Origin of the sequence: Cupriavidus sp. DF5525 (genome assembly GCF_040149425.2) — a bacterium.
Classification (GTDB): domain Bacteria; phylum Pseudomonadota; class Gammaproteobacteria; order Burkholderiales; family Burkholderiaceae; genus Cupriavidus; species Cupriavidus pickettii_A.
The window spans coordinates 799749-823582 of record NZ_CP168267.1 but is presented as its reverse complement, the minus strand read 5'-3'; the positions used below and the strand labels follow the sequence as shown (position 1 = coordinate 823582).

The window sequence follows — 23834 nt, the reverse complement described above, 5'->3', positions numbered from 1 at the left end:
TATGTGTATGGGTAGGGCAAGAGCGGCATGAAGGTCTACGAAGGTAGGCTTGCAGTCATTGCGGAAGAATCGGAATGGCCAGTGGACGCTCCCGCTGACAAGTCTCTAGACAGGTACTTCGCGCCACTGGCCGCAGTGATGAACGCATCGCTGAATAGGCGTCCCTCCGGCAATCCATCCTCGCGCGTAGAGAGCGCGCCAAATCGGGGGCAAACGATGGGACTACTGCTGAGAGGCCAATGAGGCACCTAAAATGCGCGCATGGCTTCCGATCCTGGGCCGAGGCAGTTGCCCGGACCAGCGTTTGTCCCACGTGCGGGGCGCAGCTGGCTTGCAAGGGCCACCATCACTTGGTCTTCCGGAGCGCGTTCGGGCGACTGTCGATTGACAGTCCCAGGCTGTATCCCTGTCGGCAATGCCAGGGCAACGCCCCCACCTTCAGTCCGGTCGCCAACTGCTTGCCTGAGCGGGTCAGTCCCGAACTCCAGTATCTCGAGGTCAAGTTTGCAGCGTTGATGTCGTATGGTCTGACCGTCAACGTCCTGCAAGAGGTATTGCCGCTCGATCATGTGCTGGCAGCCAGCTCAATCCGGCGCCAGGTCACCACGCTCGGTCGCCGGCTGGAAGCGGAACAGGCCACCGACGCCCGGCAGCAGGCGGAGGTGGCCGCGAGCGTCGGTTCGTCCGAGATCCCGGAGCCCAGTCCGATCCGCGCGGTCGGCATTGACGGCGGCTACCTTCGGCTAGCGGGCCACCGGCGCCGCCAGAATGGCTGGTTTGAAGTGATCGTCGGGAAGTCCCTGTGAGACCGCGCCAAACCGGGGGCTGACTAAGCGGCAAGGCGATGGTTTTCTTCTCCGGCATCGATACGCGCGACTTGTCCGGTCTGGCCTTCCTTGGCGGCGGCCGGGCGGCCATGCCCGAGGCCATTGCCGACATGGGCGGCCGCGGCACCCGCACGAACTTCTACAAATCCGGACTGCCGTGCTCAATGACCAGTTCCGATCTCACGTTGAACGATGGTATCCCTCCATCGCCCGGGAGAAGGGCCACCGCCTTGTTGCTTAGTCTGCCCCCGCTTTAGCGCGGTCTCCAACGTGGAATCCCTTGTAAGAACGTTTTCTTTCCAGCATTTCAGACCCCGTGGTGCATAGCGGAAGAAATTCGCCTGGCTGTCCGTGCCGGGCCGCTCATCGTTCGCAAACGGGCGGGGCGTGCCAAGTATAAATTTGTGCAATGCAAAAAATTCGTCAAAGCGCACCTATACTGGAACTTGAACTTGCTGGGGGAAAAAATGTAACCACCTAATAGGAGGTGGAATCATGCTTAAGAAACTCGTACTTGTAGTGGTCTAATTTCCTCGGACAGGTCGATAGGAGGACAATCCGGAATCGACGAGGAAAGAGCTAGATGACAAGAAGGCGCCGACAATTTGACGCCAGCTTCAAGCTGGAAGTGGTACGGATGGTACGAGACCAGGGATTATCGGTCAGCGAAGTCTGCCGGTCGATGGAACTTGGTGAGACGGCCGTTCGCCGCTGGGTGGCGCAATACGACGCCGAGCGCGCCGGCGGCCCGGGCGAGGGCAAACCGCTGACGGCCGAACAGCAGCGCATTCGGCAGCTCGAAGCGGAGAACCGACAACTGCGCGAGGACAATGCGCTGTTAAAAAAAGCGTCGGCCTTCTTTGCACGAGAACTGAAGTGAGTTATCGCGTGGTAACTCACTTGCAACAGGAGGCCGTATCGGTCAGTAATGCCTGCCGGGTTTTGCAGGTGAGCCGCTCTGGCTACTATGCGCACCGGCGTGCCAAGCCGAGCGCAAAGAGCCTGCAGGAACAGACCCACGTCAAGGCAGCGTTTGCTGCCAGTGGTGCGAACTATGGCAGCCGGCGCGTGATGCATGCGCTGAGGGCACAAGGACTACGTATTGGCCGCTATCGGGTCCGCACGCTGATGCGCGAAACGGGATTGCGCGCGAGATGGAAGCGCAAGTTCGTCTCGACGACCGACAGCAGGCATACGCTACCTGTGGCAGAGAACGTGCTCGACCGGCAGTTTGACGTGGCCGAGCCCAATCGCGCGTGGGTTTCGGACATCACGTATATCCGCACGGCGCAGGGCTGGTTGTATCTGGCGGTCGTGCTGGACCTGTACTCGCGTCGTGTGGTTGGCTGGTCGATGGCTCCCACCATGCCGGCCGGACTGGTCATGTCGGCACTGACCATGGCGTTGCAGCAGCGCCGGCCAGAGCCGGGACTGGTCCTGCATTCCGACCGGGGCAGCCAGTACGCGAGCGATGAATACCAGGCGTTGCTCAAGCAGCATCACGTGGTTTGCAGCATGAGCCGCAAGGGAAATTGCTGGGACAATTCGGTGATGGAACGGTTCTTCCTGAACCTCAAGATGGAACGCGTGTGGCAGCGGCAGTACGCCAACCACGATGAGGCACGGCGCGACATCAACCAGTACATCATCGCTTTCTACAATCCGGTGCGCTTGCACTCCACTTTGGGCTATCTGTCGCCCGCCGCCTACGAGACGGAAACGACAGTGAAAGAACCTATCTGCCTGTCCGAAATAACTTGACCACTACAACTGTCCGCTGTCTTGGGTACCGCACTTGGCGCCGCGGGGGCGTATGCCGGACCGGTGGGGCCACGTGACCCCTATACCGATGGAGGGAAAGCTACAAAGTTTGACGTCTACACCGATGGCGCTGCGGTCACGGACAGGCGAAATGTATTTTCCGATGGGGCGCGAATCACCAACCGCGACGGGTACACCGACGGTGCGTAACTAGATGGCTATCCGGGAACTTTTGTAAAGGCTGTTCCCGGAACAGCGGTTGAAAAAATGACGTAAGTATGACCACCCTAGCTCGCCACTTCACTTTGGTCCGCGCTATAAGGCCCTTGATTGTGGCATTGACGCACATGCAATGCCTCTCTGGCTTTGGACGCTTGCACCTTCTCGTTCGCCCCAAGGATCGTCGCTAAACAGCAGGTCGTAGTCTTGTGGAAACAATATTCGAAGCGGGGCAGGGGTACTGAAAGGCGAACACCGGCTCCAAGCTGGTATCCCAGGTCTTGCGAAACACTCCAGATCGCTACGCTCATCGAAGGAACTATGCCTGTTTATTTCCTCGCAGAGGTAGCGGCACTTGCCCCCCGTAAGTCCACACTGCCGCGTCGGGCGACTGAACATGGGCACGCGGTCCTCTCGTAGAAGGAAAAGAGACTGTGTGACTATATCGTCGACGTCAGTTCTTGCAACGTGGAAAGTCAACCGTCCGTTGTCAGCGTGGAGCCAACCTTCAAACGTGCGCGTAGTAGTCAAGTGGAAGGGCCGCTCATGGCCGGCCGGGAAGGGGCCGTCGGGGACGAGCGGTTCGGGCGTTGGGCGAGGAAGCATCGGACCGCCATCGGACCGCATAAGCCGGCCGGCGATCGGGAGGTTCCCAGCGGGAAGCGTTCCAGGTGACGCGCCAGATTCAGCCCCGACGAAGTTGGGGTGGCGTACGCTCAAGATCGCCGCTTCATTGGCTGCTTCAGGCTATTGCAGATGAGGTGAACTACTGCGCTTCCCGTAAATCCATCGATGTCAGCAATCAGCACCTCGTTCAGAGTCTCTCTGCCGTTCCAGGGCTGCTTCGCAGAGAACGTGCGACGTCGTAGCCCTCCATATCGGGCAAGTAATATCAGCAGAATCCGCGAAGGAGTGCATTCCAAGGCGACCAACGCGGCCTGACATAGCGCTGCCACATCCTGCGCTGAGATGCGCCGGGCGCACCGAAGCGTGCACATGGGTAGGTATTGCCAACCCAAGTATGCGCTCTTTATCCTCAACATGGGTTCTGTATTTGCACCTCTGGTGGCGACTTGGCGGGCCTCGCACAGCCTTCTTTTATGTGGTTGGATTATTTGCGAGGAAAAGCTTGAGTTTTTTCGGAATTCGTCGTTACCGGTGTTTCAAGAAAAATATTTCCTTTGTCAGAGATTTAGCGCGTATGCTGACGTTGTCGGTCCGGCGGAGCAAGTACTGGAAGACAGCCAGGGTGACTTCCCCTTCAATGCCTCCTCTGCCGCAGAACGCGCTACCTCGTTCGTCAACCAGGAATTGGAGCCAATCGAGGCGCACGAGGAATGGCGTGCCGCGATGGAAGGCGAGAGCATGAATGGAAATCGGCGGTGAGGTGTGTCGACACACCGATAGTCAGAGTCATCACAAGACCGTTGCATCGCGAGCTCGATAAGCTCGCCTACTAGTCACCAAAGGACTCTCCGGGTGAAGGTACGCTGGAAAATAATGGCCACCGGTGGGGTCCGCCGACTGGGCGTGGCCGAGGTTCGATAGTTCGCCATGGCTGCTGCGGAGACTATGTAGGTCACCAGGCCGCCTGCAGGCCCGAACTGGTGAGGCCGCGCCGTCCTGCTCGTACTGACCGGCAGTCGTCGCCTCAACACGATTACGCGGAGCTATCCTCCAGGGTGTCTTCGGGAAGGCCAAATCTGCGGCGGGAAGCCAGGATTGGCTGATAGCACTGCAAGGAGATATTTTCGTGACGCACCTCGTCCCCTTCAATGTGCAGCACCTCGAAGCGGCATGCCGTGTCCTCGGAGATGCAGAACGCGGCCTTACAGGACCGCAAATAGGGAGGCTCCTTCAGGAAATCGGACTTCCTGATCCGTGCCATACCATGACCAAATGGAAGCGTTTATTCAAGGCACTGGCGAGTGCACAGAATCGCTTTCGGGTCGGTAATCATTTAATTATGTTAATCAACCAAGCCACTCGTGATCCCGACGGATTTCATTGGTGCAGGGATGAACTGAACGTTGTGCTGTCGTTCTCAGACTTGTATGTGCGGGAGGACGGTCGTGTCGCATTTCTAACAAACGGATAATGCCTGATATCCTCGACCCTTCTTCGGACCATCCTCCTAGCTTGGGAACGGCTGCAACGGCCGAACTTCGCATGTTGGAGCTGATGGGGGCAGGATGTAGTGGTCAAGTTATTTCGGACAGGCAGATAGGTTCTTTCACTGTCGTTTCCGTCTCGTAGGCGGCGGGCGACAGATAGCCCAAAGTGGAGTGCAAGCGCACCGGATTGTAGAAAGCGATGATGTACTGGTTGATGTCGCGCCGTGCCTCATCGTGGTTGGCGTACTGCCGCTGCCACACGCGTTCCATCTTGAGGTTCAGGAAGAACCGTTCCATCACCGAATTGTCCCAGCAATTTCCCTTGCGGCTCATGCTGCAAACCACGTGTGCTGCTTGAGCAACGCCTGGTATTCATCGCTCGCGTACTGGCTGCCCCGGTCGGAATGCAGGACCAGTCCCGGCTCTGGCCGGCGCTGCTGCAACGCCATGGTCAGTGCCGACATGACCAGTCCGGCCGGCATGGTGGGAGCCATCGACCAGCCAACCACACGACGCGAGTACAGGTCCAGCACGACCGCCAGATACAACCAGCCCTGCGCCGTGCGGATATACGTGATGTCCGAAACCCACGCGCGATTGGGCTCGGCCACGTCAAACTGCCGGTCGAGCACGTTCTCTGCCACAGGTAGCGTATGCCTGCTGTCGGTCGTCGAGACGAACTTGCGCTTCCATCTCGCGCGCAATCCCGTTTCGCGCATCAGCGTGCGGACCCGATAGCGGCCAATACGTAGTCCTTGTGCCCTCAGCGCATGCATCACGCGCCGGCTGCCGTAGTTCGCACCACTGGCAGCAAACGCTGCCTTGACGTGGGTCTGTTCCTGCAGGCTCTTTGCGCTCGGCTTGGCACGCCGGTGCGCATAGTAGCCAGAGCGGCTCACCTGCAAAACCCGGCAGGCATTACTGACCGATACGGCCTCCTGTTGCAAGTGAGTTACCACGCGATAACTCACTTCAGTTCTCGTGCAAAGAAGGCCGACGCTTTTTTTAACAGCGCATTGTCCTCGCGCAGTTGTCGGTTCTCCGCTTCGAGCTGCCGAATGCGCTGCTGTTCGGCCGTCAGCGGTTTGCCCTCGCCCGGGCCGCCGGCGCGCTCGGCGTCGTATTGCGCCACCCAGCGGCGAACGGCCGTCTCACCAAGTTCCATCGACCGGCAGACTTCGCTGACCGATAATCCCTGGTCTCGTACCATCCGTACCACTTCCAGCTTGAAGCTGGCGTCAAATTGTCGGCGCCTTCTTGTCATCTAGCTCTTTCCTCGTCGATTCCGGATTGTCCTCCTATCGACCTGTCCGAGGAAATTAGACCACTACACCGCACGACCAACTGAAAGTGAAGGGGCGAAATCTACACCTCACCCTGCAGGTGGCGCCATGGGAGGCGGCGCTGGGGGCGGTGGTGCCCGTCGATTTACCTGGGGGCGAACTGAAGGTGCGCATTCCCCCTGGCGCCCAGAGCGGCAGCGAGCTACGTGTGCGCGGCAAGGGCATTCCCGCTAATCCACCGGGCGATCTGCTGCTGGACATCCAGGTGGTGTTGCCGCCGGCAAACACCACCAAAGCGCGGGAGCTTTATGAAGCCATGGCGCGGGAATTGAGCTTTAATCCGCGCCCGGATAGGAGAGCCTGACAATGGCCTGCGGATTCAACCCGTGGATGCCGGGCACTGCCAACTCGGACTCGGGAGGGCAGGGCACTAGAGCAGGACTACCAGCGTGTGCTCGGCGCCATCCAGAGGGACGCTAGCCTGGTCGTTGGTACAAGGCGTGGCTGTCATCGAAGGGTCATCTGGTGGTCGACATAATCGTCGAGCCTCCCGGCTCATAGAGGCTCGTAGTAGATGGCAGGCGAAGGCACCCTCACTCAGGGGGCAGAGACCAAAAATTCCTGTTCCCGGCAGCTACCCGATGATTGGGCTCGCGATAGCCGTAGGTTGTCGTGTCCAAGAGGCGTGTATGCGCAAGTCTTGGGCTTCGGTCGATAATGCCGCCTGAGGGGCATCCCGCTCAGCATCCGGGTCGAGCGAGCGAGTTTGAGTTCCGGACTCAGAATCTGCACTGCGCAGCTGAGCGATTGCCCGCTTTGCGGCGAATAGCGGCAGATAGGCATGAACACGGGCATCTGCGCTGAGGTCTCGGAATGCTGCGAGGTAGAATTCCCGAACGACCTCAAGAGGGAAGCCAGTCTCCATCGCAATCCTCGCAACTACGTGGTCTTGGTCCTCTGTTCTCATCGCTCCCCCTTTCCACTCTCTTCTTGCGCGGGTGACGGCACTGGTGGCTATTCGTGTGCATGTTGTCGACGTCACGTCTGCGCTAGCACTGCTTCGAGGACGGCTCCTGAACCGTGCACTGCCGCTCGGGACGAATAACCACTCTACTCAACTTCGGGAGCAAATGTGGGAGCTTTGTGAGTAAAGCGGGATAGTGGCGGGCCTTTTCGGTTAGTGCTTACTCTCAAGTACCGACTCGCATAGGCCTCTTGGGGGCACCGTGAATTCGCGACCGGCAGAGGAAGCCATCTGGTCTCCAGATGAGGCAGGCTTAGAAGCACCCCTTTCAAGGTGATTAGACGACACGTCCAGCCTTGATGACACGGGCGGTAGAAACATGCCGCCGTGCTACGCATCCGGCCACATAGCCTTTCTTCTTCGGCGCTTTCGGTCCCCGCGTATGTTTGCGCATCGCGCGGGGATCAACGTGCGTCGCCATCTTGATCAACTCGCGACCGAGCTGAGCTGGGGTGAGGAGGTCATAGGCCTGCCACACCTCGGGCGGCACCGCGATCATCATGCCGGCATAAGTTGCCCGGATTTCGCTGGCGAGGTAATACGGTGAGAGCTCGATGTCGCTGGTATCCAGCTCATGCCGGATTCTCACCGCAGTCGCAATCACGCTCAGTACGTTATACGCGAGCGCCGCCACGCCGAAGGCCAGCAGCGCCGCGCGCGGTTGGCTCAACGAACGAATCTCACTGTTGAGCACCGATTCCAGCCGCTGAAACAGATTCTGGCGGGTAAAGGACTGGCGCGGTGCTCGGCGAACCCGGCCCGTTTCCAGCCCCTCCCCATAAGAACTGATCGTGAGGTTTTCCCTCAAGCAGCTCACCCAGTGAGATTCATCGCAAGGGTTATGTGTCCTGTCGGTATGGCGGCCGCTTTCACGCGAACTCCTCCGCGCCAGACAGCGGGCGCGTTTTCCAGTCCCAGTACAAGCCCAGGACTCCGTAGAGGTACTCGTTACTCCACCGTCGCCACCCGACGCTCCTCTTCTTGCGTCGCTTGCGCCGCGTTAGCAGAGTTCGGACCTTCATTTCCAGATAGTCGCGTACCTCACTGAAGGCGCGACTGGCGTTGCCGACCCGAAAGTAGTTGACCCATCCCGCCACCGCAGCATTGAGTTTCGCGATCAGCTTCACGGCTGGGGTCGAGCCTCCATGCCGGATGATGTCGCGGATCCTCGCCTTGATGGCTTGGCGAGCCTTCTTCTTGGGGGTCATCCGGACGAAGTACCCGTTCCCCGCTCGTTTGCGCACGCGACGCAGGTCGAACCCCAGGAACCCAAAGGCGTCCTCCTTCAATGTATCCACCACAATGGTTTTCTCCGTGTTCAACTCGACGCCTAGCGGCACGAGTTGTTCCCGCAGACGCTGTAGGGCACGTTCAGCCCAGCCGCGTTTGGTGTGGTGGCCACTGACGGTGATGACAATGTCGTCAGCAAACCGGTGATAGTTCACTGCCTCGTAAGGGCCCTGTGCCGTCTTGCGTCGAATCTCGTCGAACATCCAGTCAATCTCATTCAAGTAGATGTTCGCGGCGAGTGGGCTGAATGGGCCACCTTGCGGTACCCCAACTTTGCCCGCTGCTTTGATAACCTGCTTGACCAAGTGCATGACCTGGGGATCCTGAATGCGCTTCGCGATCTTGCCCAACAGAGTTGAATGTTGAATTGTGTCAAAGTAGCGCGACAGATCCACATCAACCACCGTCGACATGCGCCGCAGCACACTGCGTCTGACTTCCGCCAGCGCGCGGTGTGGGGACCGCTTCGGTCGAAACCCGTAGGAGTTCGGGCAGAAGTCCGCCTCGAATACCGCTTCGAGGATCAGTTTCAGCGCCCCCTGCACCACGCGGTCGCGGATGCAAGGAACCTGGAGAACGCGGACCTTGCCGTTGCTCTTCGGGATCTCAACCCTGCGGTTCGGCTTGGGTTCATACCTGCCTGTTTTGAGGTCTGCCTGAATCTCCGCAAGGAATACAATGCGTCCCGATGCCTCGATGTCATTAAAGCTCAGACCATCGATTCCCGGTGCACCGCCGTTCCTCTTGGCGATACGGTAGGCCTCGTCTAGGGTTTCACTCTTCGCAATATGCACGAAGAGCCCCCAGAAGCGATGGGTCTTGTCAGACTTCGCCTTGCGATAGATCCGCCTTCTCAGTTCCTGCAGACTGCCGGATGCCTTTGTCATTTCATCCCTGCCTCACATTGTTGGACGGAGTACTCACCGGTCCGGGCCCTTCCCTCCGGGCGCGTTTTGCTGCACGCCCATCGTCAGTACTACGACCCGATCCGTCACCCTGGCACCTATGCCCGCATTTCCCACTCGCGGTTATAACGAGCATCTCCTCGACGGGCTTTCTCCGCCGGGTGCCGAGGGCTTCTCCAGTTTCCACGCTATCCTTCACACCATGTCGCCGCTGATACCCCGCCGGTGAGAGCTGCCGCATCGGACTCGTTTCGGACAACTCTTGCTGCTTTCGCGCGTTATAGACCGTCTCAGCCACCGGGTTTTCGTGTGACGAGGCTACATCTGCGTTCACTGCACGTTGCAACCTGGTGCGTTGCATACACTCCTTTCTGAGCATACTGTCGGAGGGCTCCGTCATCTTGCTTTCGCGCCATAACGCCTCCCAAGCTACGAGGCTTGAGTCTTTTGCCTCGGTCGGACTTACACCGACTGGATAACGTGTCCTTATCTGGACACACCTATGCTCCAGCGTCGCCGGTATAGCCGGGCGACTGCCTCGGCCGTCAGATGGGCGGCCGGGACATTGGTCAGCAGGCGGATGACGGTGTCACCATCCTCGGTGGCGCCATCCAGATGCAGCTCGATGCGCCGCAGCACCAGCGGCGCGTTCGATTCATCTGGGATGCTGACCGCTTGCTCGTACACGATGCCGGTTTCGACCCGGCCCATTTCGCGTAACGGCTCCAGCTCGCTGGGGCTCGGATTGCGGCCGTGCTCCCGCACGATGAAGGCGCTGCCGCGACGCTGCCACCCGGCAAGAATCGCCCGGGTGCTGAAGTTGCGATCGGCGATCCACAGTTCGGCCGGCTGGGCCGATGCGAGCAGGGTTTCCATGATGGCCCGCTCCTGGGCATGCGCATCTTCACAGGGCACCAGATCGACGATCATCGCCGTGTCCGGGTCATAGACCACCAATGACTGCCCTGGCAAGGCCGCACCCCGAAACCCCCGCAATGGTTTCAGGCGCTTTTCGCTCGCCGGCAAATGGCTGCCATCCACGATGCGCAGGCGATAGCCATTCACCGATGGCGGCTGCTTGCGCAACATCGGTTGCACGACCGGCCCCAATCGCTGCGCACTGCCTTGCACCAGGGCACGAACCAGCCCCGGCTCGGTCCGGCTGAGCTTGTCGTACAGCGCGGTGATGGAAACCGGCAGCGCCGGACTGGCCTTGGCTGCCGCATGCACCGACGGGCGCAGCCCCACGGCGACCAGCGACATCATTTCCACCGTCGTCGAGAACAATAACTCCCGCGTGTACTGCGTTTCACGCTCTTGCTCGAACAACTCGTCGATCCAGGCCGGATCAAGGGCACGTTGCAACCCCAGGCGCGCCATCACGCTGATCGGGCTGTGTTCGATAAAGCGTTCCACCACTGCGTCCAGTACCACGCCATTGACTCCGGTTTCTGTTCGAGAACACGGAGGGTGCCCCAATTTTCGTCACCTTGAAAGGGGTGAGGCTTAGAAGTCAACCGTCACGTAGCGCAAGAACAGGCCTGCCGTCGCCTTTCTGTCACAGTCCGAGCTTAGATTTATCTCATAGTCTTCCGACCGCAGGAGAACCTGTTTGTCAGGCTCCTAGTGCGATGGCGGGGCCCCACGCACGGTGGGGCCGCATGTTCAACCCCGAGCACATTGGGAAGTTCCGCCACCGGTCATGCCGCACCAGTCGGTTCACCAGGCCCTCCTCGGATGTGCCGTCAATGGCAGAGTTGGGCGCTCGACAAGTAAGGAGTTGCAAATGAATCAATCGTCCTCCAAGCAAATCGCTGATGTGCAGACGGCGAACCTTGACGCCTTAGTGGGGCTGGCCAACAACGCCTTCGAGGGATTCGAGAAATTGCTCGATCTGAATATGCAGACTGTGAAGACGGCGCTCGTCGAAACACAGGAGGGGGCACAAAAAGCGCTGTCAGTTAAGGACACACAGGAGTTGATTGCAGTTGAAACCGACTTGCTTCGTCCGATGTCTGACAAGGCGCTATCGTATCAGCGCCATCTGTACAAAATCGCGGCCGATACACAGGCAGCGCTCGACAAGGTGGCCGAAGCTCAATACGAGGCGAACAAGCACGAGATGACTAACTTGGTCAAAAGCGCTGCCGAGCCATGGGACTCCGGAACTGCAGACGCTGTATTGCAAGCCGCAATCAGGGCGACCGACTTGCTGTTCGAAGGTATGCGGAATGCCGCGAAGCAAATGACGCAAGCTGCTGAGAGTAGCCTTAAGGCATCCGCCGACGCTGTCGCCAGTGCCAGCCAGCCTTCCGACGAACAGGCGTCGCAGAAGGCTGCGCCGTAGTTCGCAGTGGGTAAAACGGAGTGGTTCGCCGCGCCGCGTGCTTGCTCCCATGGCGATGAACATTGCACTGGTCCATCGTAGGTCCCCTGTGTGCAAAGGGGTGAACGTCAGCTGAGTGAGGCCGCACGACGCCGGCGATGCGTGCAAGCCGCTGTCCTGGGAACCGGTCATGCTCAGTGGCCGGTTGCGTCCAGGCATCACGATGCGGACGAGCACCAGGCCGGCGGCGACAAGCGGTTAGTCCCGTATCCCGTCCATTACAGCCGGGCGTTCGCTTTTTCCGCATTCCTTTACCCACAGTGCCAACAGCGTTCCTTGCGGTTCGCCTGCCGTCGCCGGCGGCGCTATGGGCTTGCCCTGTTCCACATGAGTCTCCGAGTGGGGCGGACCCTTCGTCTTCGCCGGCGGTGTGCTGTCCATGATGGCCCAGTATTCAGAGACCATTCCTCACCGCATACCATTTTGGTTCAAGCCTATCAGCACGTTTGGCTTGTTCAAACTCACGACGTTTAACCGAAGTTCACATATGTTGGTCGTACCCACTCGTCCCTTGCTCCTCTCCGCCCTCGTGCTGGCAGATTCCGCTTCACCTTGCGGCTGGGCGTACCGGGTATCCGGCGGCTACGTTGTCCCCAGAGCTTCACGCCGAGCTGTTACCGGCTCCGCGTGTCTGGGTAGGGAACGGTTGATGGAACAACCGGTTTCATCAGGTCATAAATGCTCCAGTGAAACAGAAACTCACGCGACTTGCAGGTCGCACGAACACATGTTTGGCGAGATCAAAATCAAAGCCACCCCTGCAGGCACCGCGTGATCGTCGGGTCGTTGACTTGGTGGTCGGCCGTCGATGGGTTGAGCATGATGAAGCCCAGCGTCGGCCGGCTGGCATCCCAGTAGCGCCAGAGGCGATAGCGGTATTGCTCGCAGTCGGAGTGGACGCAGCCGGCCTCGCCGTCGAGGGTCTGGGTTGTCATGTGCTTCATGCTACGATCCTTGCAACGGAGAGGGCGCCACCATGAGCGAAGTCAGTACGTACCAGTATCGCGGCCATGCGATTCAAATTGCGGTAACTGAAAAGGGCGGGAATTGCTCGCTGAGCGTCCAGATTGCTTGTGCGGCAGAAGGGCATCTGCCCGTCTCGTCTTGGACGGGAAAGGAAGCGGGCACCGTCGAAGCTGTGGTAGGTCGCTCGCTTTCTCGCGCGAAACGGGTAGTCGATGTGTCGCTCGGCGAAGCTGCCGAACGTGGCAGGTAGCATGATCCAACCCGTGCCGGTCGGACACTTTGGTTTGATGATGAACCCGGTCAAGACAGCTCCTGCTCCGCTTGCCGCATCGCCACGGTGAGGGCAGCCATATCATCGTGTGAGCCCCCGCGGTCGGGATGCGCCGCCTGAGCGCGCCGCCGGAACGCCGCCCGGACGGCATCCAGGTCGCGTTCGCCAGTCGGCACGCCGATCACCTCGCGCCACGTGCGCGCTGCGCCGGGCGACGGTAGGGCGGTGAAGCCGGTGAAGGCTCGCTCGAGGATCTGGGCGCCACCATGCCGTTCGATCGCACGCAGCTTCCAGTGTCGCAGCGATGGCGGCTATGTTGGTCAGGTCCTGGCGCTGCTGCTTCGGAGGTAGTGTCGGGCGGTCAGGTCCAGCAGTAGCGTGCCGGCTGTGATGCCGCACAACCGCCGCGCGTACATCGCCAGCCGCTTGCAGCCGGCCAGCTTCTCCTGCCCGTGGGCATAGCGCGCCAGCACCGCGGCGTACTCCGGCATTCGCCACAGCCATCCTACGATGGCTCTCGCTCCGCGGTGGACGACGACCGAGACCGACCCGTTTGAGTCAGTCGGCTTCCGATCGTCGATGAACGAGATGGCCTAGATCCCGTCATCCGAACCCGGCTTAGTGGAGGTCCGGAGAGCAATCCAGGGTGGTCATCCATGCGCGGCGCAACCGGGATGTCTTTTGCCGCCCCTTGGCATTACTCGCTGGCGCAAACATGGTCTGCGTCCCCATCGACTGGCACAGCACATGATCTCCAACGATCCGGACTTCGAGACCAAGGCTGCCGACGTCATTGGCTTGTACCTGAACCCGCCGGCGCATGCGGTGGTGTTCTGCGTGGATGAGAAGACCGCGATCCAGGCATTGGACCGCAAAGACCGCATGTTGCCGCTGTCGCCCGGGCGTGCCGAAAGCCATAGATTCGAGTACAAGCGCAACGGCACCTTGAGCCTGTTTGCCGCGTTGAACACGGCCACCGGAGAAGTGCTAGGCAAGACCGCGGCGCGCCACACCAGCGAGCAGTTCGTGGTGTTTCTGACCGATATCGTGGCCCATCAGCCAGATGGTCAGGAAATCCACGTGATCTGTGACAACGTGAGCAGCCACAAGACGTCGCGCGTCCAGGAATTCCTGCGGGCCCATCGGCACGTGCACATGCACTTCACGCCCACATATTCGTCGTGGCTGAACCAGGTGGAGAATTGGTTCTCCCGTATCCAGCGTGACGTAATCAGTCGCGGTATCTTTACTTCCGTGAAGGACCTAGACCGGAAGCTGATGCGCTAAATCCGTCAGCACAACGAGAATCCGGCACCCATCAAGTGGAAGTACAACGACCCAACTCGGCGAATTCGCCCGGTGCCATTTAATTGACGCAGTATACTAGCAACCCGGCTAGGCCACTTGGCCACTTGGCACTTGGCCGGCACCTGTCGGGCCAACGTGAATGAGTTCCTGCCCATGGACTTGAATTCCGGCCCCGCTTTGGAGATAGCTGTCTCGGAGCCGGCGGTTGTCAACGTAGTTGTCGCGTCACCTCACGCAACCTGCTTTAGTTCTGCTGGCTCAATCCGCTCCGGATTGAGCCAGACTTCGTCGTCCAATCTCCAGTTCCGCGTCGGCCCGGACCAACGCTCGGGCGTTCTGGCCTTAGCCTCAGCATAGACCGCTTCACGGTGCGCCAGGACCGCGGCGGCTACGCCACCGTGGCGCTGCACCGGTGTCACGAATTTCAGTCCACTATGCTTGTGCTCGTGGTTGTACCAACGCACGAATCGCTGCGTCCATGCGCGTGCCTCGTCCACGCTGTCGAACGCCTGGCGCGGGTAGTCTGGCCGATATTTGCAGGTCCGGAACAGCGACTCCGCGTAGGGGTTGTCATTGCTCACGCGCGGCCGGCTGAACGAAGCGACCACCCCCAGGTTTTCCAGGGTGGCCAGCATCGTCGCGCCCTTCATTGGACTGCCGTTATCCGAGTGCAGAACCAGAGGACGTCCAGCCAGACCTTCGGCCAAACTGGCTCGCCGCATGAGCAACGCCGCCAACTCCGCCGATTCCGCCCGATGCACTTCATGACCGACGATCTTGCGGCTGAACACGTCCAGCATCATGTACCAGTAGTAATACTGGCCCTTGATTTCCGCTGGCAGTGGAGTAAGAGACAGGGCGTAGTCGGACTATTTCCCTGTCTCTCCTCCCCGAACCGGACTTGCACCTCTCAGCGCATCCGGCTCTCCGTTCAAGTGTTGCTCATAGCAAAGGCGACAACGGGGTAGCGCGACTCGATGGTACGGCGTGTCTCATCGCGCAGGATGTACGGATTTTCCGTCGGGGTACGCCAGGTAAAACGACCTTTGCGGCTGGTAACCAGGCGCCGAAGCGCCACCACCCCATACCACCCTCGACTGTTCTGGCCTTGTAACACCCATGTTGTAGCCTGTCCCGGCTCCGGCGCTCGGATATAGTCGCGCATCAGCGACCTGAACCCACGCCGATACTTGCGCGCGAGCCAGTGTCCGAGTTTCCAGAAGACTGTTCGGTCTAGCTTAGTGAACATGGTAGCCGTGTAGTCGGTGTATTGATAGAAGGCAGCCCAGCCAGCGATCTGCCGATTCAGGCTTTCCATCAGGTCCATCCGGTTCATGCCGTAGTTGCCCGAAAGTTGCTTGACGAGCCTCCCGGCAAAGCCTCCCGGCAAAGCCTCGATACTTCTCCCACGGTATGGTCGTCACAGGCCGCATGCGGCCGCGTGGCCCACGCTTGCGAATGATCCGGTGACCGAGGAAGACAAAGCCGTCGTTCACATGCGTGATATGGGTCTTCTCCATATTCAGCGTTAGCTTCAGCTCGCCTTCGAGGAACCCACGGCATGCTTCACGTACTGTCTCAGCATGTTCACGCGTCCCCTTGACCACGATCACAAAGTCATCCGCGTACCGACAATAGGATACCGCTGGTTTCCACTGCCGATCTTCTCGAACAGCAATAGGCCGCTGTTTAAGAATTGCGAAGTTCCACGCCCACCGATCCTTCCGCACTTTCTTGCTCAGGTAGTTCCGCTCCATCCACGCATCGAATTCGTGCAACATGATGTTGGATAAGAGGGGCGAGATGACACCACCCTGAGGAACGCCTTCGCTTGCTGCACGAAACAGTTCGCGATCAACACAGCCCGCTTTGATGAACTTCCAGAGCAGGTCAAGAAAGCGCTGATCGGCGATTCGCTTGCGAATCCCCTTCATGAGTAGGCGATGGGATCAGCTTGCCGCTTCGTCCTCCAAGAAGTCATCAACCAAAGGAGCTTGATCAATGCATTTCATTGCCCTACTATCAGACCAGTTTTTAACGTGGTCCGCCAATGGAAGATATTCCGTCGTCAACATTACGCAGGCGTCGCGCGCAATTGCTCAAGCAAATGCCGGCGTTGGACACGCTCTTGCGGGGCTCGCTCATCGAACGCTACAAGCGCTGTGGCAAGCCTGGCTGCAAGTGCGCCGATGGCCCAGGTCATGGCCCCAAGTACTACTTGTCGGTGAGTTTTCCCGGGCGCCGACCACAAATGGACTACGTGCCACAAGCCGATTTCGCCGACGTCACCGAACGCCTGGCGAGCTATCACCGTGTCCGCGAGATCATCGAGGAGATCTGCGAGATCAATCGCGAACTATTACGCCGCCGCGAGGCGCTATAAGGGGCGTCGGTGAGCCAGTCGCCGCTGTCGCTCACCGACTCCATCGACCTGCAATCGGCCGGCGTACTCATCGCCAACATGCTCGAAGCCTGGCTCACCGCAGAGCCCGCGCTGGAGTTGACCGAGGAGGCCGTCGATGAACACCAAGATCACCCCCCAACATCAGAGCAAGCCGGCGTACATCTATATCCGCCAATCGACGCTGGCCCAAGTGCGACACCATCAGGAGAGCACGGAGCGCCAGTATGCGTTGCGCGACAAGGCGCTGGCATTGGGCTGGCCACAAACGTCGATCCGGATCCTGGATCGGGACCTCGGTCAGTCAGGCGCGCAGATGACGGGCCGCGAGGATTTCAAGACGCTGGTGGCGGATGTCTCGATGGGGCACGTGGGCGCCGTGTTTGCGCTGGAGGTCTCGCGCCTGGCGCGCTCGAATCTGGACTGGCATCGCCTGCTCGAGTTGTGCGCGCTCACCGGTACCTTGGTCGTCGACGCCGATGGGTGCTACGACCCGGGCGACTTCAACGACGGCCTGCTGCTGGGCCTCAAAGGCACGATGGCACAGGCCGAATTGCACTTTTTGCGCGGGCGCCTCCAAGGCGGCAAGCTCAACAAGGCGCAGAAGGGTGAGTTGCGCTTTCCACTGCCAGTCGGCTTGTGCTATGACGACGACGGCCGCATCGTCCTGGACCCCGATGACGAGGTACGCGGCGCCGTGCAGTTGGTGTTTCATCTCTTTCGAGAGACCGGCAGCGCATACGCGGTCGTCAAGCGCTTTGCCGAAGGTGGCTTGCGCTTTCCCAAGCGCGCCTATGGCGGCGCTTGGGCGGGCCGGCTCATCTGGGGGCGCCTGAGCCATGAGCGCGTGATCGGCCTGATCAAGAATCCTTCGTATGCGGGCATTTATGTCTTTGGACGGTACCAGTACCGGCAACGCATCACGCCACAGGGAGAGGTCCAAAAGCGCGTGCAGCCGGTACCCAAGGCGGACTGGCGTGTCCATCTGCCCGACCATCACGAAGGGTATATCACCCCGGAGCAATTCGAGCGCAACCAGGCACGCCTGGCGCGCAACCGAACCAACGGCGAAGGTACCGTGCTCAGCGGTGCGGCGCGTGAAGGATTGGCGCTGCTTCAGGGGCTGCTGCTATGTGGCTGCTGCGGTCGGGCGCTGACCGTGCGCTACCAGGGTAACGGTGGCATCTACCCAATGTACTTGTGCAATGCGCAGCGCCGCCAGGGTTTAGCGACCAGAGATTGCATGAGCGTGCGCAGCGACCTGCTCGACAACGCGATCGGCGAAGCAATGCTCGCGGCCCTGCGGCCAGCCGAATTCGAACTCGCCGTGACCGCCCTGAACGAACTCGAGCAGCGGGATCACGCCATCATGCGTCAGTGGCATATGCGCATCGAACGCGCCGAGTATGAAGTCGCTCTTGCCGAGCGTCGCTATCAGGAATGCGATCCCGCCAACCGTCTGGTCACGGGCACCCTCGAGCGGCGCTGGAATGACGCGATGCTTCGCCTCGAAGCGATCAAGACGGAAGCCGCCCAGTTCCAGAGCCAGAAGGCGCGCGTTGCCACACCCGAACAGAAGGCCCAGATCCTCGCACTGGCGCACAATCTGCCGCGCCTCTGGCGTGCTCCGGCGACCCCGGCGAAGGATCGCAAGCGCATGCTGCGACTGCTCATCCGGGACATTACGGTCGAGAAACTGCCCGCAACCAGACAGGTGGTCCTACACGTGCGTTGGCAGGGAGGCACCTGTACCGACACCACCGTGACTTTGCCCAAGCCGGTCGCCGACGCGGTGCGCTATCCCACTGCAACCGTCGAGCACGTGCGCAAACTGTCGCAACATTTGTCCGAGCCACAAATCGTTGCGCACCTTAATCAGGAAGGCCTGCGCAGCCCAACTGGCAAATCGTTCACGCTCTCCATGGTCAAATGGATCCGCTACCGGTACGGGATTGCGGCGACCAACTTCATGCGGCCCGACGAACTCACGGTCCAGCAACTCGCTCACCGACTAGGCATCAGTCCACACGTCGTGTATTACTGGATTGAGCGCCAGGTGGTCCACGCTCGTAAGCTCGACGGGCGGGGCCCATGGTGGATCACGCTGGATCCCGTCAAGGAACAGCAACTGCGGGACTGGGTGCGCACTTCAGGGCATCTTCGGGGGCAACATTCCCACACTCAACTGTGAGAGGTGCATTATGAGATCACCGTCGGTATGCCGAGCGGCCTGAGCTTGCCGTTCGCTTTCGGTATGTACACGCGTCGCGCAGGCAACGGACTATATGAACCCGTCAGCAACTCGTCGCGTATCGTCGCCAGTTCATGCTGGAGATTCGCTTCCATCATGCACTTGTTGACCCCGTCCACGCCCGGCGTGCCGGCTCCACTGGAGGCCAGTGTAATGCGAGCCGCTTCGCTCAGCCAATCCCGATTGGCAATCAGCCTCAGGAGTCGATCGAACTTGCGTTCTTTGTTCTCCGTCGACCATGTCGCCAGTTTGCTTTGCATTTCACTGATTATCAAAGGTCTTCACCTCACTAGGGTCAGCTAGTCAACCAAACAAACCACTTCAACTGCCTCCCTTCGCCATGTGGCCGGCTTTCCCGACCTCGGACTACTACGGAGGCTCCGCCAGTTTGCACATCATCGGGGGCACACTCCCTTGGCATCTGTGCAAACCTTCCCCAGTTCACATGCTGGACTCACCGCATGAGCGAGGTTGCCTGTCGCAGTCTTTATCCTTGCTTGCCGCAAGTCGTCGCGGGCACCACGATCTAGCTGCGCGCTCCCCGTGGTTCCATGCTGACCAGCATACTTGTCCAGTCAGTACTCGTGCCCCCGGACCATGGATGTGCCCGGAAACAGCCCGCGTCCTGCCCATAAAGCGGTGTGGGCAGGGGTGACATTTCAACCCTCAGATGCGTTTCAACAGGTTCGTGTTCCTCAACCGTCCCATGCTCAGCCTAGAGACTCATCTTGGCGTAACCGCTTCGCCGCAAGCCCCGTTTCCCACGGACTACGTCACCCTGCCAGTGTCAGCAGGTCACCGCCGCTTCGGCTCACTTCCCCTCGCAGCAGAGGAAGGGCATACCCCGGTACTGCAATGTCACTTCCACCGGGTCCTGCATTCCAAACATGCTCAAGCAGCTTCACCCCCAAACGGGCGGGCTACGCTGGCTGGGCGTACTCCAGGTAATGTCCCAGCTCCACACCTGATTGGGTCCGGTGGCGCAATGGCTGGTCACCACCCGGGCCGAGGGCTTGCGCGCACGACCGCGGTGATGCTGCTGCGACGCGCTACGCAAGACACGATAAAAGCTCGACTCCGAGGCCACGTACTGGCCGCGGTCCGCCAGCGTCGGTACGATCTGGCTGGGCGGCAAACTGGCAAACTCCACGCTGTTGGCCACCTCAAGAATCTGCTGGCGTTCCGGCTCGCTTAGCTTGTTGGCTGGCGCTGGCCGCTCAGTGGTGGTGCGAGCATCTGCGACCACCTCGTCGCCATCCCGAACCCAGCGCTGGAAGGTGCGCAGGCTCAGACCCAACTCGTCGCAAGCCTGCGTCAGTCGGCAGCCAGAGTGTTCTGCCTCTCGAATCAACGATATACACAACCGGCGATCTGGGACGCTGATCAGTCGTCCTCTTTTTTTCCCCAAATCGCCTGGGCTTTTTTTCTCAGGATGAGCAGTGCGGCCGCTTCCGCCAGCGCCTTCTCCTTTCGCTGTAATTCCTTCTCAAGCTGCTGGATGCGCTTCTTGTCACCTTTCGACTGAAGCCGTTGCTCTCGCGCCTGCTCACCGGCGTTGGCATTGGCCGATCGACAGGCCTCTCGCCAGGCAGCGATCTGCTCCGCATAAAGACCCTTGCGGCGGCAATACTCGGCCAATTCCGCTTCATTGAGCGGCGCGGTTTCCAGCACCACCGCAAACTTGTCTTCCGAGGACCAGGCCTCGGGGTTCTTTCCATCTCCCGGCACCGGGACTCCTTGCGCTTTCATCTGTCGACGCCAAGCATACAGCGTCTGCTCAGTGATTCCAGTCTCCCTTGCCAGCGCCGACACCAACGCGTTCTCGGGGGGCATCATGCGGCGCAACAGCGCTTCCTTTCTCTCTGCTGAATAGGCTCTCATTCACTCTGACTCTACCGCCCCCAGACTGGGTCAATCGAAATCAGGTAACACGACAACTATTCTGACGCCGGGGGGAGCCATCGACGATCATGATGAACAGCGTCCCAGCGATCGCACCGTCTTCGCCGCCAGAGATCTCAAAGCGGACCCTCCTGAAGGGCCCTGATTTTGCGCCAGGCCTGCGATGCTCCGGTGACGCCCTCGCGATCCCGGCGGTCGCCCGTCTGGCTTGATGGCTTAGCGGGTTGTGAAGGACCAGCTCAGGTTGACCGGCTGGGTTCCCAGCTTGCCGGCTACGGTCACAGAGTAGCGCTGCTTGCTGGCCAGCGGCGTCTGCGGCGTACAGATGGCCAGCCCGCGTGCGTAGCTAGACATTCCGGTGGAACGGCTATCGACCTTGAGGCAGGAGACGTTGCGGCCCTGGGCGTCGGCAAGTGTGAAGGTGTCGGTGGCGAACTGCAGGCTGGTATTGATGGCTTGCAGCAAGACTGGATAGCCTACCGTCTTGCCCTCGTAACCGGGAGCCGGGTTGGGGCTTTCATTGTTGACCCAGCTCGGCGGCACGTCGGTCTGGCCATCGAAGGGATAGGCCACCATCTGGTTGTCGGTACCAGGCTTGCTCGCGTCGGCCAGGTCGATAGTCTGGAAGTACCTCGCGGCGGTGCCGCTGCCGTTGGGGCCGACGCTCTCGGCATAGCCGCTGCCAGCTGACTGGTAGCTGCCCAGCAGCGCAGCGCGGTGGAAGGGAGCATTGAGCAGATCCACCACCAGGGCATCCTTGGGCGAAAGCGACAGTTGCGCATTGGCGACTGAGGTCCACCTATTGGCGCCGGCCACCACTTCAGCGGTGGCCTTGGTCGGGTAGAGCGCCTGGATACGCGCGTCTGGCGTGGCACCGGTATAGCCAGGCTTGCCCGACTGTTCGGAGTGGGTCAGCATGTTGTTGGCCAGCATATAACTGGTGTGGTTCTGCGCCGCCGTGCCGAGCGCATCGCGTGCCACCAACGGCGGCAGTCCGATCTGTTCGCGCCGGAAATTGACATAGCAAAGGCCTGCACTGCGCGGCTCGCCGAGCACGGTGTAGTTGCTAACGCCGGCGCCGCGGGCGGGCAGCAGGCTGACCACCGTGGTGTTGGCCGGTGCCGGTACGCTGCCGCTGACGGTGTAGCACGCCCCCCCAGTGGCGGGCGTTGTCGGCGTCGTCGGGCTCCCGGAGCCGCCTCGTCTGCTGGTGTATGGCTGAGTCGCGGAGTTGCTACCTGAGGCGACTGCCTTGGTGGCACTATCACCTCCGTCGCCGTCGCCACCGCAGCCGGACAGCACTACAGCGGCGCAGGCGGCGATCAGGTGGAGCGCCGGATAGATGTAAGCAGGGCGCGCCGCGCGCGGTTGAATGGAGGAATTCGCAAGCAAGGATTTCCCAGGCATCGGTCTGCAGGTAAGTTGACGAAGATGAAGGGGAACTGCCCAGGCATCCGCCCGCACAGGCAGACGCCGGACGGCGGTGCGGGCGCGACGGTTTGCTATGGCAGAAAAGGCGTCCGGGCTGAACCGGCCGGGCACGATCTTATGAGCAAGTGCCGTGCAGCGCCCAGCTTGCTAACAATGGCTTAGATGTGACCCGCCAGCGCAGCACTTGCCCCTGCCGGGGATCCAGGCGGCACTTGATTGCCGCTCGCAGATCTTTTGCAGTAAGCATTGAGAGCGCGCAAGAGCGGGAGCTAAGATCAGAGCTAAGATCAGGTCTTCCCGCGCTATATCAAACTGGCCGGCTATCGCCGTTGCGCTTCCGCCATCTTTGGCAAGCACTGCTCAGCAGCAGCAGCGCGCGAGGCCGGGATGAACGTGAAGCGTTAGCTCTGCCATGACACGTCGATAAGGCACGATAACGTTGCCTTATCAAAGCCCGGATGTCCCTTCCTCGGTTGGCCCAAAGGTCAGCGGTGAGGGCGAAGTTAGTCCGTATCTTTTTTCCAGTTTCTACGGCGCTAGCGAAGGCATTCCTACCATCAAGGCGCGTCGAGCGGAATTTTTAAGTAGCGCACGCCGTTGGATTCTGGCGTTGGCAATTCGCCGGCGCGCATGTTGACCTGCACTGAGGGGAGGATCAGCGCGGGCATCGGTAACGTGGCATCCCGCGCCTCGCGCATCGCGACAAATTCCTCCTCCGGGATGCCATCGCGCACATGGATGTTGTTCGCGCGCTCGTCCGCTACCGTGGTCACGTAGCGTAGTTCCCGGCCGCCAGGCTTGTAGTCGTGGCACATGTAAAGGCAAGTCTCCGGCGGGAGGCTCAGCAACTTGCCGATGGAACGGTAAAGAGTGCCTGCATCGCCGCCTGGAAAGTCGCAGCGGGCGGTACCATAGTCGGGCATGAATAGCGTGTCGCCGACGAAGGCTGCCATCTCGTGGCCGTCGCTGTCGCTGATCACATAGGTCATGCAGGCCGGTGTGTGGCCGGGCGTGTGCATCGCCCGCGCCTGCAGGCTACCGATGGCAAAGGTATCGCCATCGGTCAGCAGCCGATCGAACTGGCGCCCCTCGCGCGAGAATTCCGGCCCGGCATTGAACAGCTTGCCGAAGACCTTCTGTACTGTGGTGATTTGGTTCCCGATGGCGGTCTGTCCGCCGAGTCGCCGCTTAAGATATGGCGCGGCCGAGAGATGGTCGGCATGGACGTGCGTTTCCAGAATCCATTGCACGGTGGCGTCCAGTTCCTGCACGCGCGCTACCAGCCGGTCAGCGCTGGTGGTGCGCGTGCGGCCGGACTTCGGGTCGTAGTCGAGCACGCTGTCGATAAGGGCGCATTGCCGGGTCGAGCTATCGAGCAAAATGTAGCTCAGGGTCCCGGTATCGGGGTCGAAGAAGGCGTCGACTTCCATGGACGTTGAAGAATTTTTGGCTGGCGTCATCGTGGGCTAGTGATTGGGGCGCCGTGAAAGGGCGT

The 23834-nt window shown here is 60.3% G+C and carries 18 protein-coding genes and 7 pseudogenes; 11 read left to right on the top strand and 14 right to left on the bottom strand.

Going from position 1 to position 23834, the window contains the following annotated elements; genetic code table 11:
- Nucleotides 1-278: 278 nt before the first annotated feature.
- The 5 genes and pseudogenes from ABNX08_RS38300 to ABNX08_RS38280 all read left to right on the top strand — a co-directional run.
- A pseudogene (locus ABNX08_RS38300) lies at nucleotides 279-803 on the top strand (ISKra4 family transposase); the annotation flags it as partial.
- 41 nt (nucleotides 804-844) lie between these two features.
- Complete coding sequence (locus tag ABNX08_RS38295) at nucleotides 845-1084, top strand: hypothetical protein (protein WP_022540308.1); 240 nt, start codon at nucleotides 845-847, stop codon at nucleotides 1082-1084.
- Between the two features lie 326 nt (nucleotides 1085-1410).
- Nucleotides 1411-2588 (top strand): IS3 family transposase gene (locus ABNX08_RS38290; protein ID WP_374063754.1). Its coding sequence is split into 2 segments (ribosomal slippage): nucleotides 1411-1678 and nucleotides 1678-2588, totalling 1179 coding nucleotides; the frame shifts between segments, so codons are not numbered across the junction.
- Between the two features lie 1215 nt (nucleotides 2589-3803).
- Nucleotides 3804-4193 (top strand): hypothetical protein, encoded by a 390-nt coding sequence (locus ABNX08_RS38285; protein WP_349608178.1) that lies wholly within the window; start codon nucleotides 3804-3806, stop codon nucleotides 4191-4193.
- 367 nt (nucleotides 4194-4560) lie between these two features.
- On the top strand, nucleotides 4561-4905 hold the full coding sequence (locus ABNX08_RS38280; RefSeq protein WP_349608176.1) for a hypothetical protein: 345 nt from the start codon (nucleotides 4561-4563) through the stop codon (nucleotides 4903-4905).
- 103 nt (nucleotides 4906-5008) lie between these two features.
- On the opposite strand, the pseudogene ABNX08_RS38275 reads toward ABNX08_RS38280, so the two are convergent.
- A pseudogene (locus ABNX08_RS38275) lies at nucleotides 5009-6185 on the bottom strand (IS3 family transposase).
- 77 nt (nucleotides 6186-6262) lie between these two features.
- Here ABNX08_RS38275 and ABNX08_RS38270 point away from each other — a divergent pair.
- Nucleotides 6263-6568: pseudogene (locus tag ABNX08_RS38270) on the top strand (DnaJ C-terminal domain-containing protein); the annotation flags it as partial.
- 270 nt (nucleotides 6569-6838) lie between these two features.
- Here ABNX08_RS38270 and ABNX08_RS38265 read toward each other — a convergent pair.
- The 4 genes from ABNX08_RS38265 to ABNX08_RS38250 all read right to left on the bottom strand — a co-directional run bounded on the left by ABNX08_RS38265 (nucleotide 6839) and on the right by ABNX08_RS38250 (nucleotide 10839).
- Nucleotides 6839-7171 (bottom strand): DUF3562 domain-containing protein, encoded by a 333-nt coding sequence (locus tag ABNX08_RS38265; RefSeq protein WP_022540270.1) that lies wholly within the window; start codon nucleotides 7169-7171, stop codon nucleotides 6839-6841.
- Nucleotides 7172-7505: 334 nt separating this feature from the next.
- Nucleotides 7506-8036, bottom strand: a complete 531-nt coding sequence (locus ABNX08_RS38260; protein WP_374063812.1) for a hypothetical protein — start codon at nucleotides 8034-8036, stop codon at nucleotides 7506-7508.
- A gap of 61 nt (nucleotides 8037-8097) precedes the next feature.
- On the bottom strand, nucleotides 8098-9405 hold the full coding sequence (gene ltrA, locus ABNX08_RS38255; protein ID WP_374063775.1) for a group II intron reverse transcriptase/maturase: 1308 nt from the start codon (nucleotides 9403-9405) through the stop codon (nucleotides 8098-8100).
- A 504-nt stretch (nucleotides 9406-9909) separates the two neighbouring features.
- The gene (locus ABNX08_RS38250) at nucleotides 9910-10839 is read right to left on the bottom strand and encodes an IS4 family transposase (protein ID WP_374063811.1); all 930 of its coding nucleotides are present in this window, start codon (nucleotides 10837-10839) and stop codon (nucleotides 9910-9912) included.
- A gap of 370 nt (nucleotides 10840-11209) precedes the next feature.
- Between ABNX08_RS38250 and ABNX08_RS38245 the strand changes: the two genes are divergently transcribed.
- Complete coding sequence (locus ABNX08_RS38245; protein WP_349605986.1) at nucleotides 11210-11770, top strand: phasin family protein; 561 nt, start codon at nucleotides 11210-11212, stop codon at nucleotides 11768-11770.
- A gap of 785 nt (nucleotides 11771-12555) precedes the next feature.
- Here ABNX08_RS38245 and ABNX08_RS38240 read toward each other — a convergent pair.
- Nucleotides 12556-12753, bottom strand: a complete 198-nt coding sequence (locus ABNX08_RS38240) for a DUF1643 domain-containing protein (protein ID WP_022540272.1) — start codon at nucleotides 12751-12753, stop codon at nucleotides 12556-12558.
- 32 nt (nucleotides 12754-12785) lie between these two features.
- Here ABNX08_RS38240 and ABNX08_RS38235 point away from each other — a divergent pair, with 32 nt between their 5' ends.
- Nucleotides 12786-13025: a hypothetical protein gene (locus ABNX08_RS38235; RefSeq protein WP_349605987.1), complete on the top strand. Its 240-nt coding sequence runs from the start codon at nucleotides 12786-12788 to the stop codon at nucleotides 13023-13025.
- Nucleotides 13026-13366: 341 nt separating this feature from the next.
- Here the strand turns inward: ABNX08_RS38235 and ABNX08_RS38230 are convergent, their stop codons facing one another.
- A complete protein-coding gene (locus ABNX08_RS38230) occupies nucleotides 13367-13537 on the bottom strand; it encodes a hypothetical protein (protein WP_022540274.1) in 171 nt (56 codons plus the stop codon).
- A gap of 214 nt (nucleotides 13538-13751) precedes the next feature.
- Here ABNX08_RS38230 and ABNX08_RS38225 point away from each other — a divergent pair.
- Nucleotides 13752-14420: pseudogene (locus ABNX08_RS38225) on the top strand (IS630 family transposase); the annotation flags it as partial.
- A 164-nt stretch (nucleotides 14421-14584) separates the two neighbouring features.
- On the opposite strand, the pseudogene ABNX08_RS38220 reads toward ABNX08_RS38225, so the two are convergent.
- From ABNX08_RS38220 to ABNX08_RS38210, 3 genes and pseudogenes are all read right to left on the bottom strand, one after another.
- Nucleotides 14585-15202 (bottom strand): annotated as a pseudogene (locus ABNX08_RS38220) (transposase); the annotation flags it as partial.
- Between the two features lie 83 nt (nucleotides 15203-15285).
- Complete coding sequence (locus ABNX08_RS38215) at nucleotides 15286-15672, bottom strand: group II intron maturase-specific domain-containing protein (protein WP_374063810.1); 387 nt, start codon at nucleotides 15670-15672, stop codon at nucleotides 15286-15288.
- Nucleotides 15593-16288 (bottom strand): reverse transcriptase/maturase family protein, encoded by a 696-nt coding sequence (locus ABNX08_RS38210; protein ID WP_374063809.1) that lies wholly within the window; start codon nucleotides 16286-16288, stop codon nucleotides 15593-15595. The genes ABNX08_RS38215 and ABNX08_RS38210 overlap by 80 nt, the downstream gene beginning before the upstream one ends.
- A 116-nt stretch (nucleotides 16289-16404) precedes the next feature.
- On the opposite strand from ABNX08_RS38210, the gene ABNX08_RS38205 reads away from it, so the two are divergent.
- Both ABNX08_RS38205 and ABNX08_RS38200 read left to right on the top strand, forming a co-directional pair.
- A complete protein-coding gene (locus tag ABNX08_RS38205; RefSeq protein WP_349609875.1) occupies nucleotides 16405-16737 on the top strand; it encodes a DUF6788 family protein in 333 nt (110 codons plus the stop codon).
- Nucleotides 16738-16873: 136 nt separating this feature from the next.
- On the top strand, nucleotides 16874-18946 hold the full coding sequence (locus tag ABNX08_RS38200) for a recombinase family protein (protein WP_374063770.1): 2073 nt from the start codon (nucleotides 16874-16876) through the stop codon (nucleotides 18944-18946).
- Between the two features lie 17 nt (nucleotides 18947-18963).
- Here ABNX08_RS38200 and ABNX08_RS38195 read toward each other — a convergent pair.
- The 4 genes and pseudogenes from ABNX08_RS38195 to ABNX08_RS38180 all read right to left on the bottom strand — a co-directional run.
- A pseudogene (locus tag ABNX08_RS38195) lies at nucleotides 18964-19281 on the bottom strand (group II intron reverse transcriptase/maturase); the annotation flags it as partial.
- A 665-nt stretch (nucleotides 19282-19946) separates the two neighbouring features.
- A pseudogene (locus tag ABNX08_RS38190) lies at nucleotides 19947-20887 on the bottom strand (transposase); the annotation flags it as partial.
- A gap of 237 nt (nucleotides 20888-21124) precedes the next feature.
- Nucleotides 21125-22300, bottom strand: coding sequence for a CAP domain-containing protein (locus tag ABNX08_RS38185; protein ID WP_349607132.1), 1176 nt, complete (start codon nucleotides 22298-22300; stop codon nucleotides 21125-21127).
- Nucleotides 22301-22896: 596 nt separating this feature from the next.
- A complete protein-coding gene (locus tag ABNX08_RS38180; protein ID WP_349607131.1) occupies nucleotides 22897-23769 on the bottom strand; it encodes an MBL fold metallo-hydrolase in 873 nt (290 codons plus the stop codon).
- Nucleotides 23770-23834: the final 65 nt, after the last annotated feature.

Coding starts and splice junctions, on each gene's coding strand:
- ABNX08_RS38295 (WP_022540308.1), top strand. CDS start 845: ATGGTTTTCTTCTCCGGCATCGATACGCGCGACTTGTCCGGTCTGGCC.
- ABNX08_RS38285 (WP_349608178.1), top strand. CDS start 3,804: ATGGGTAGGTATTGCCAACCCAAGTATGCGCTCTTTATCCTCAACATG.
- ABNX08_RS38265 (WP_022540270.1), bottom strand. CDS start 7,171: ATGAGAACAGAGGACCAAGACCACGTAGTTGCGAGGATTGCGATGGAG.
- ltrA (WP_374063775.1), bottom strand. CDS start 9,405: ATGACAAAGGCATCCGGCAGTCTGCAGGAACTGAGAAGGCGGATCTAT.
- ABNX08_RS38245 (WP_349605986.1), top strand. CDS start 11,210: ATGAATCAATCGTCCTCCAAGCAAATCGCTGATGTGCAGACGGCGAAC.
- ABNX08_RS38240 (WP_022540272.1), bottom strand. CDS start 12,753: ATGAAGCACATGACAACCCAGACCCTCGACGGCGAGGCCGGCTGCGTC.
- ABNX08_RS38235 (WP_349605987.1), top strand. CDS start 12,786: ATGAGCGAAGTCAGTACGTACCAGTATCGCGGCCATGCGATTCAAATT.
- ABNX08_RS38230 (WP_022540274.1), bottom strand. CDS start 13,537: ATGCCGGAGTACGCCGCGGTGCTGGCGCGCTATGCCCACGGGCAGGAG.
- ABNX08_RS38215 (WP_374063810.1), bottom strand. CDS start 15,672: ATGGAAAGCCTGAATCGGCAGATCGCTGGCTGGGCTGCCTTCTATCAA.
- ABNX08_RS38210 (WP_374063809.1), bottom strand. CDS start 16,288: ATGAAGGGGATTCGCAAGCGAATCGCCGATCAGCGCTTTCTTGACCTG.
- ABNX08_RS38205 (WP_349609875.1), top strand. CDS start 16,405: ATGGAAGATATTCCGTCGTCAACATTACGCAGGCGTCGCGCGCAATTG.
- ABNX08_RS38200 (WP_374063770.1), top strand. CDS start 16,874: ATGAACACCAAGATCACCCCCCAACATCAGAGCAAGCCGGCGTACATC.
- ABNX08_RS38180 (WP_349607131.1), bottom strand. CDS start 23,769: ATGGAAGTCGACGCCTTCTTCGACCCCGATACCGGGACCCTGAGCTAC.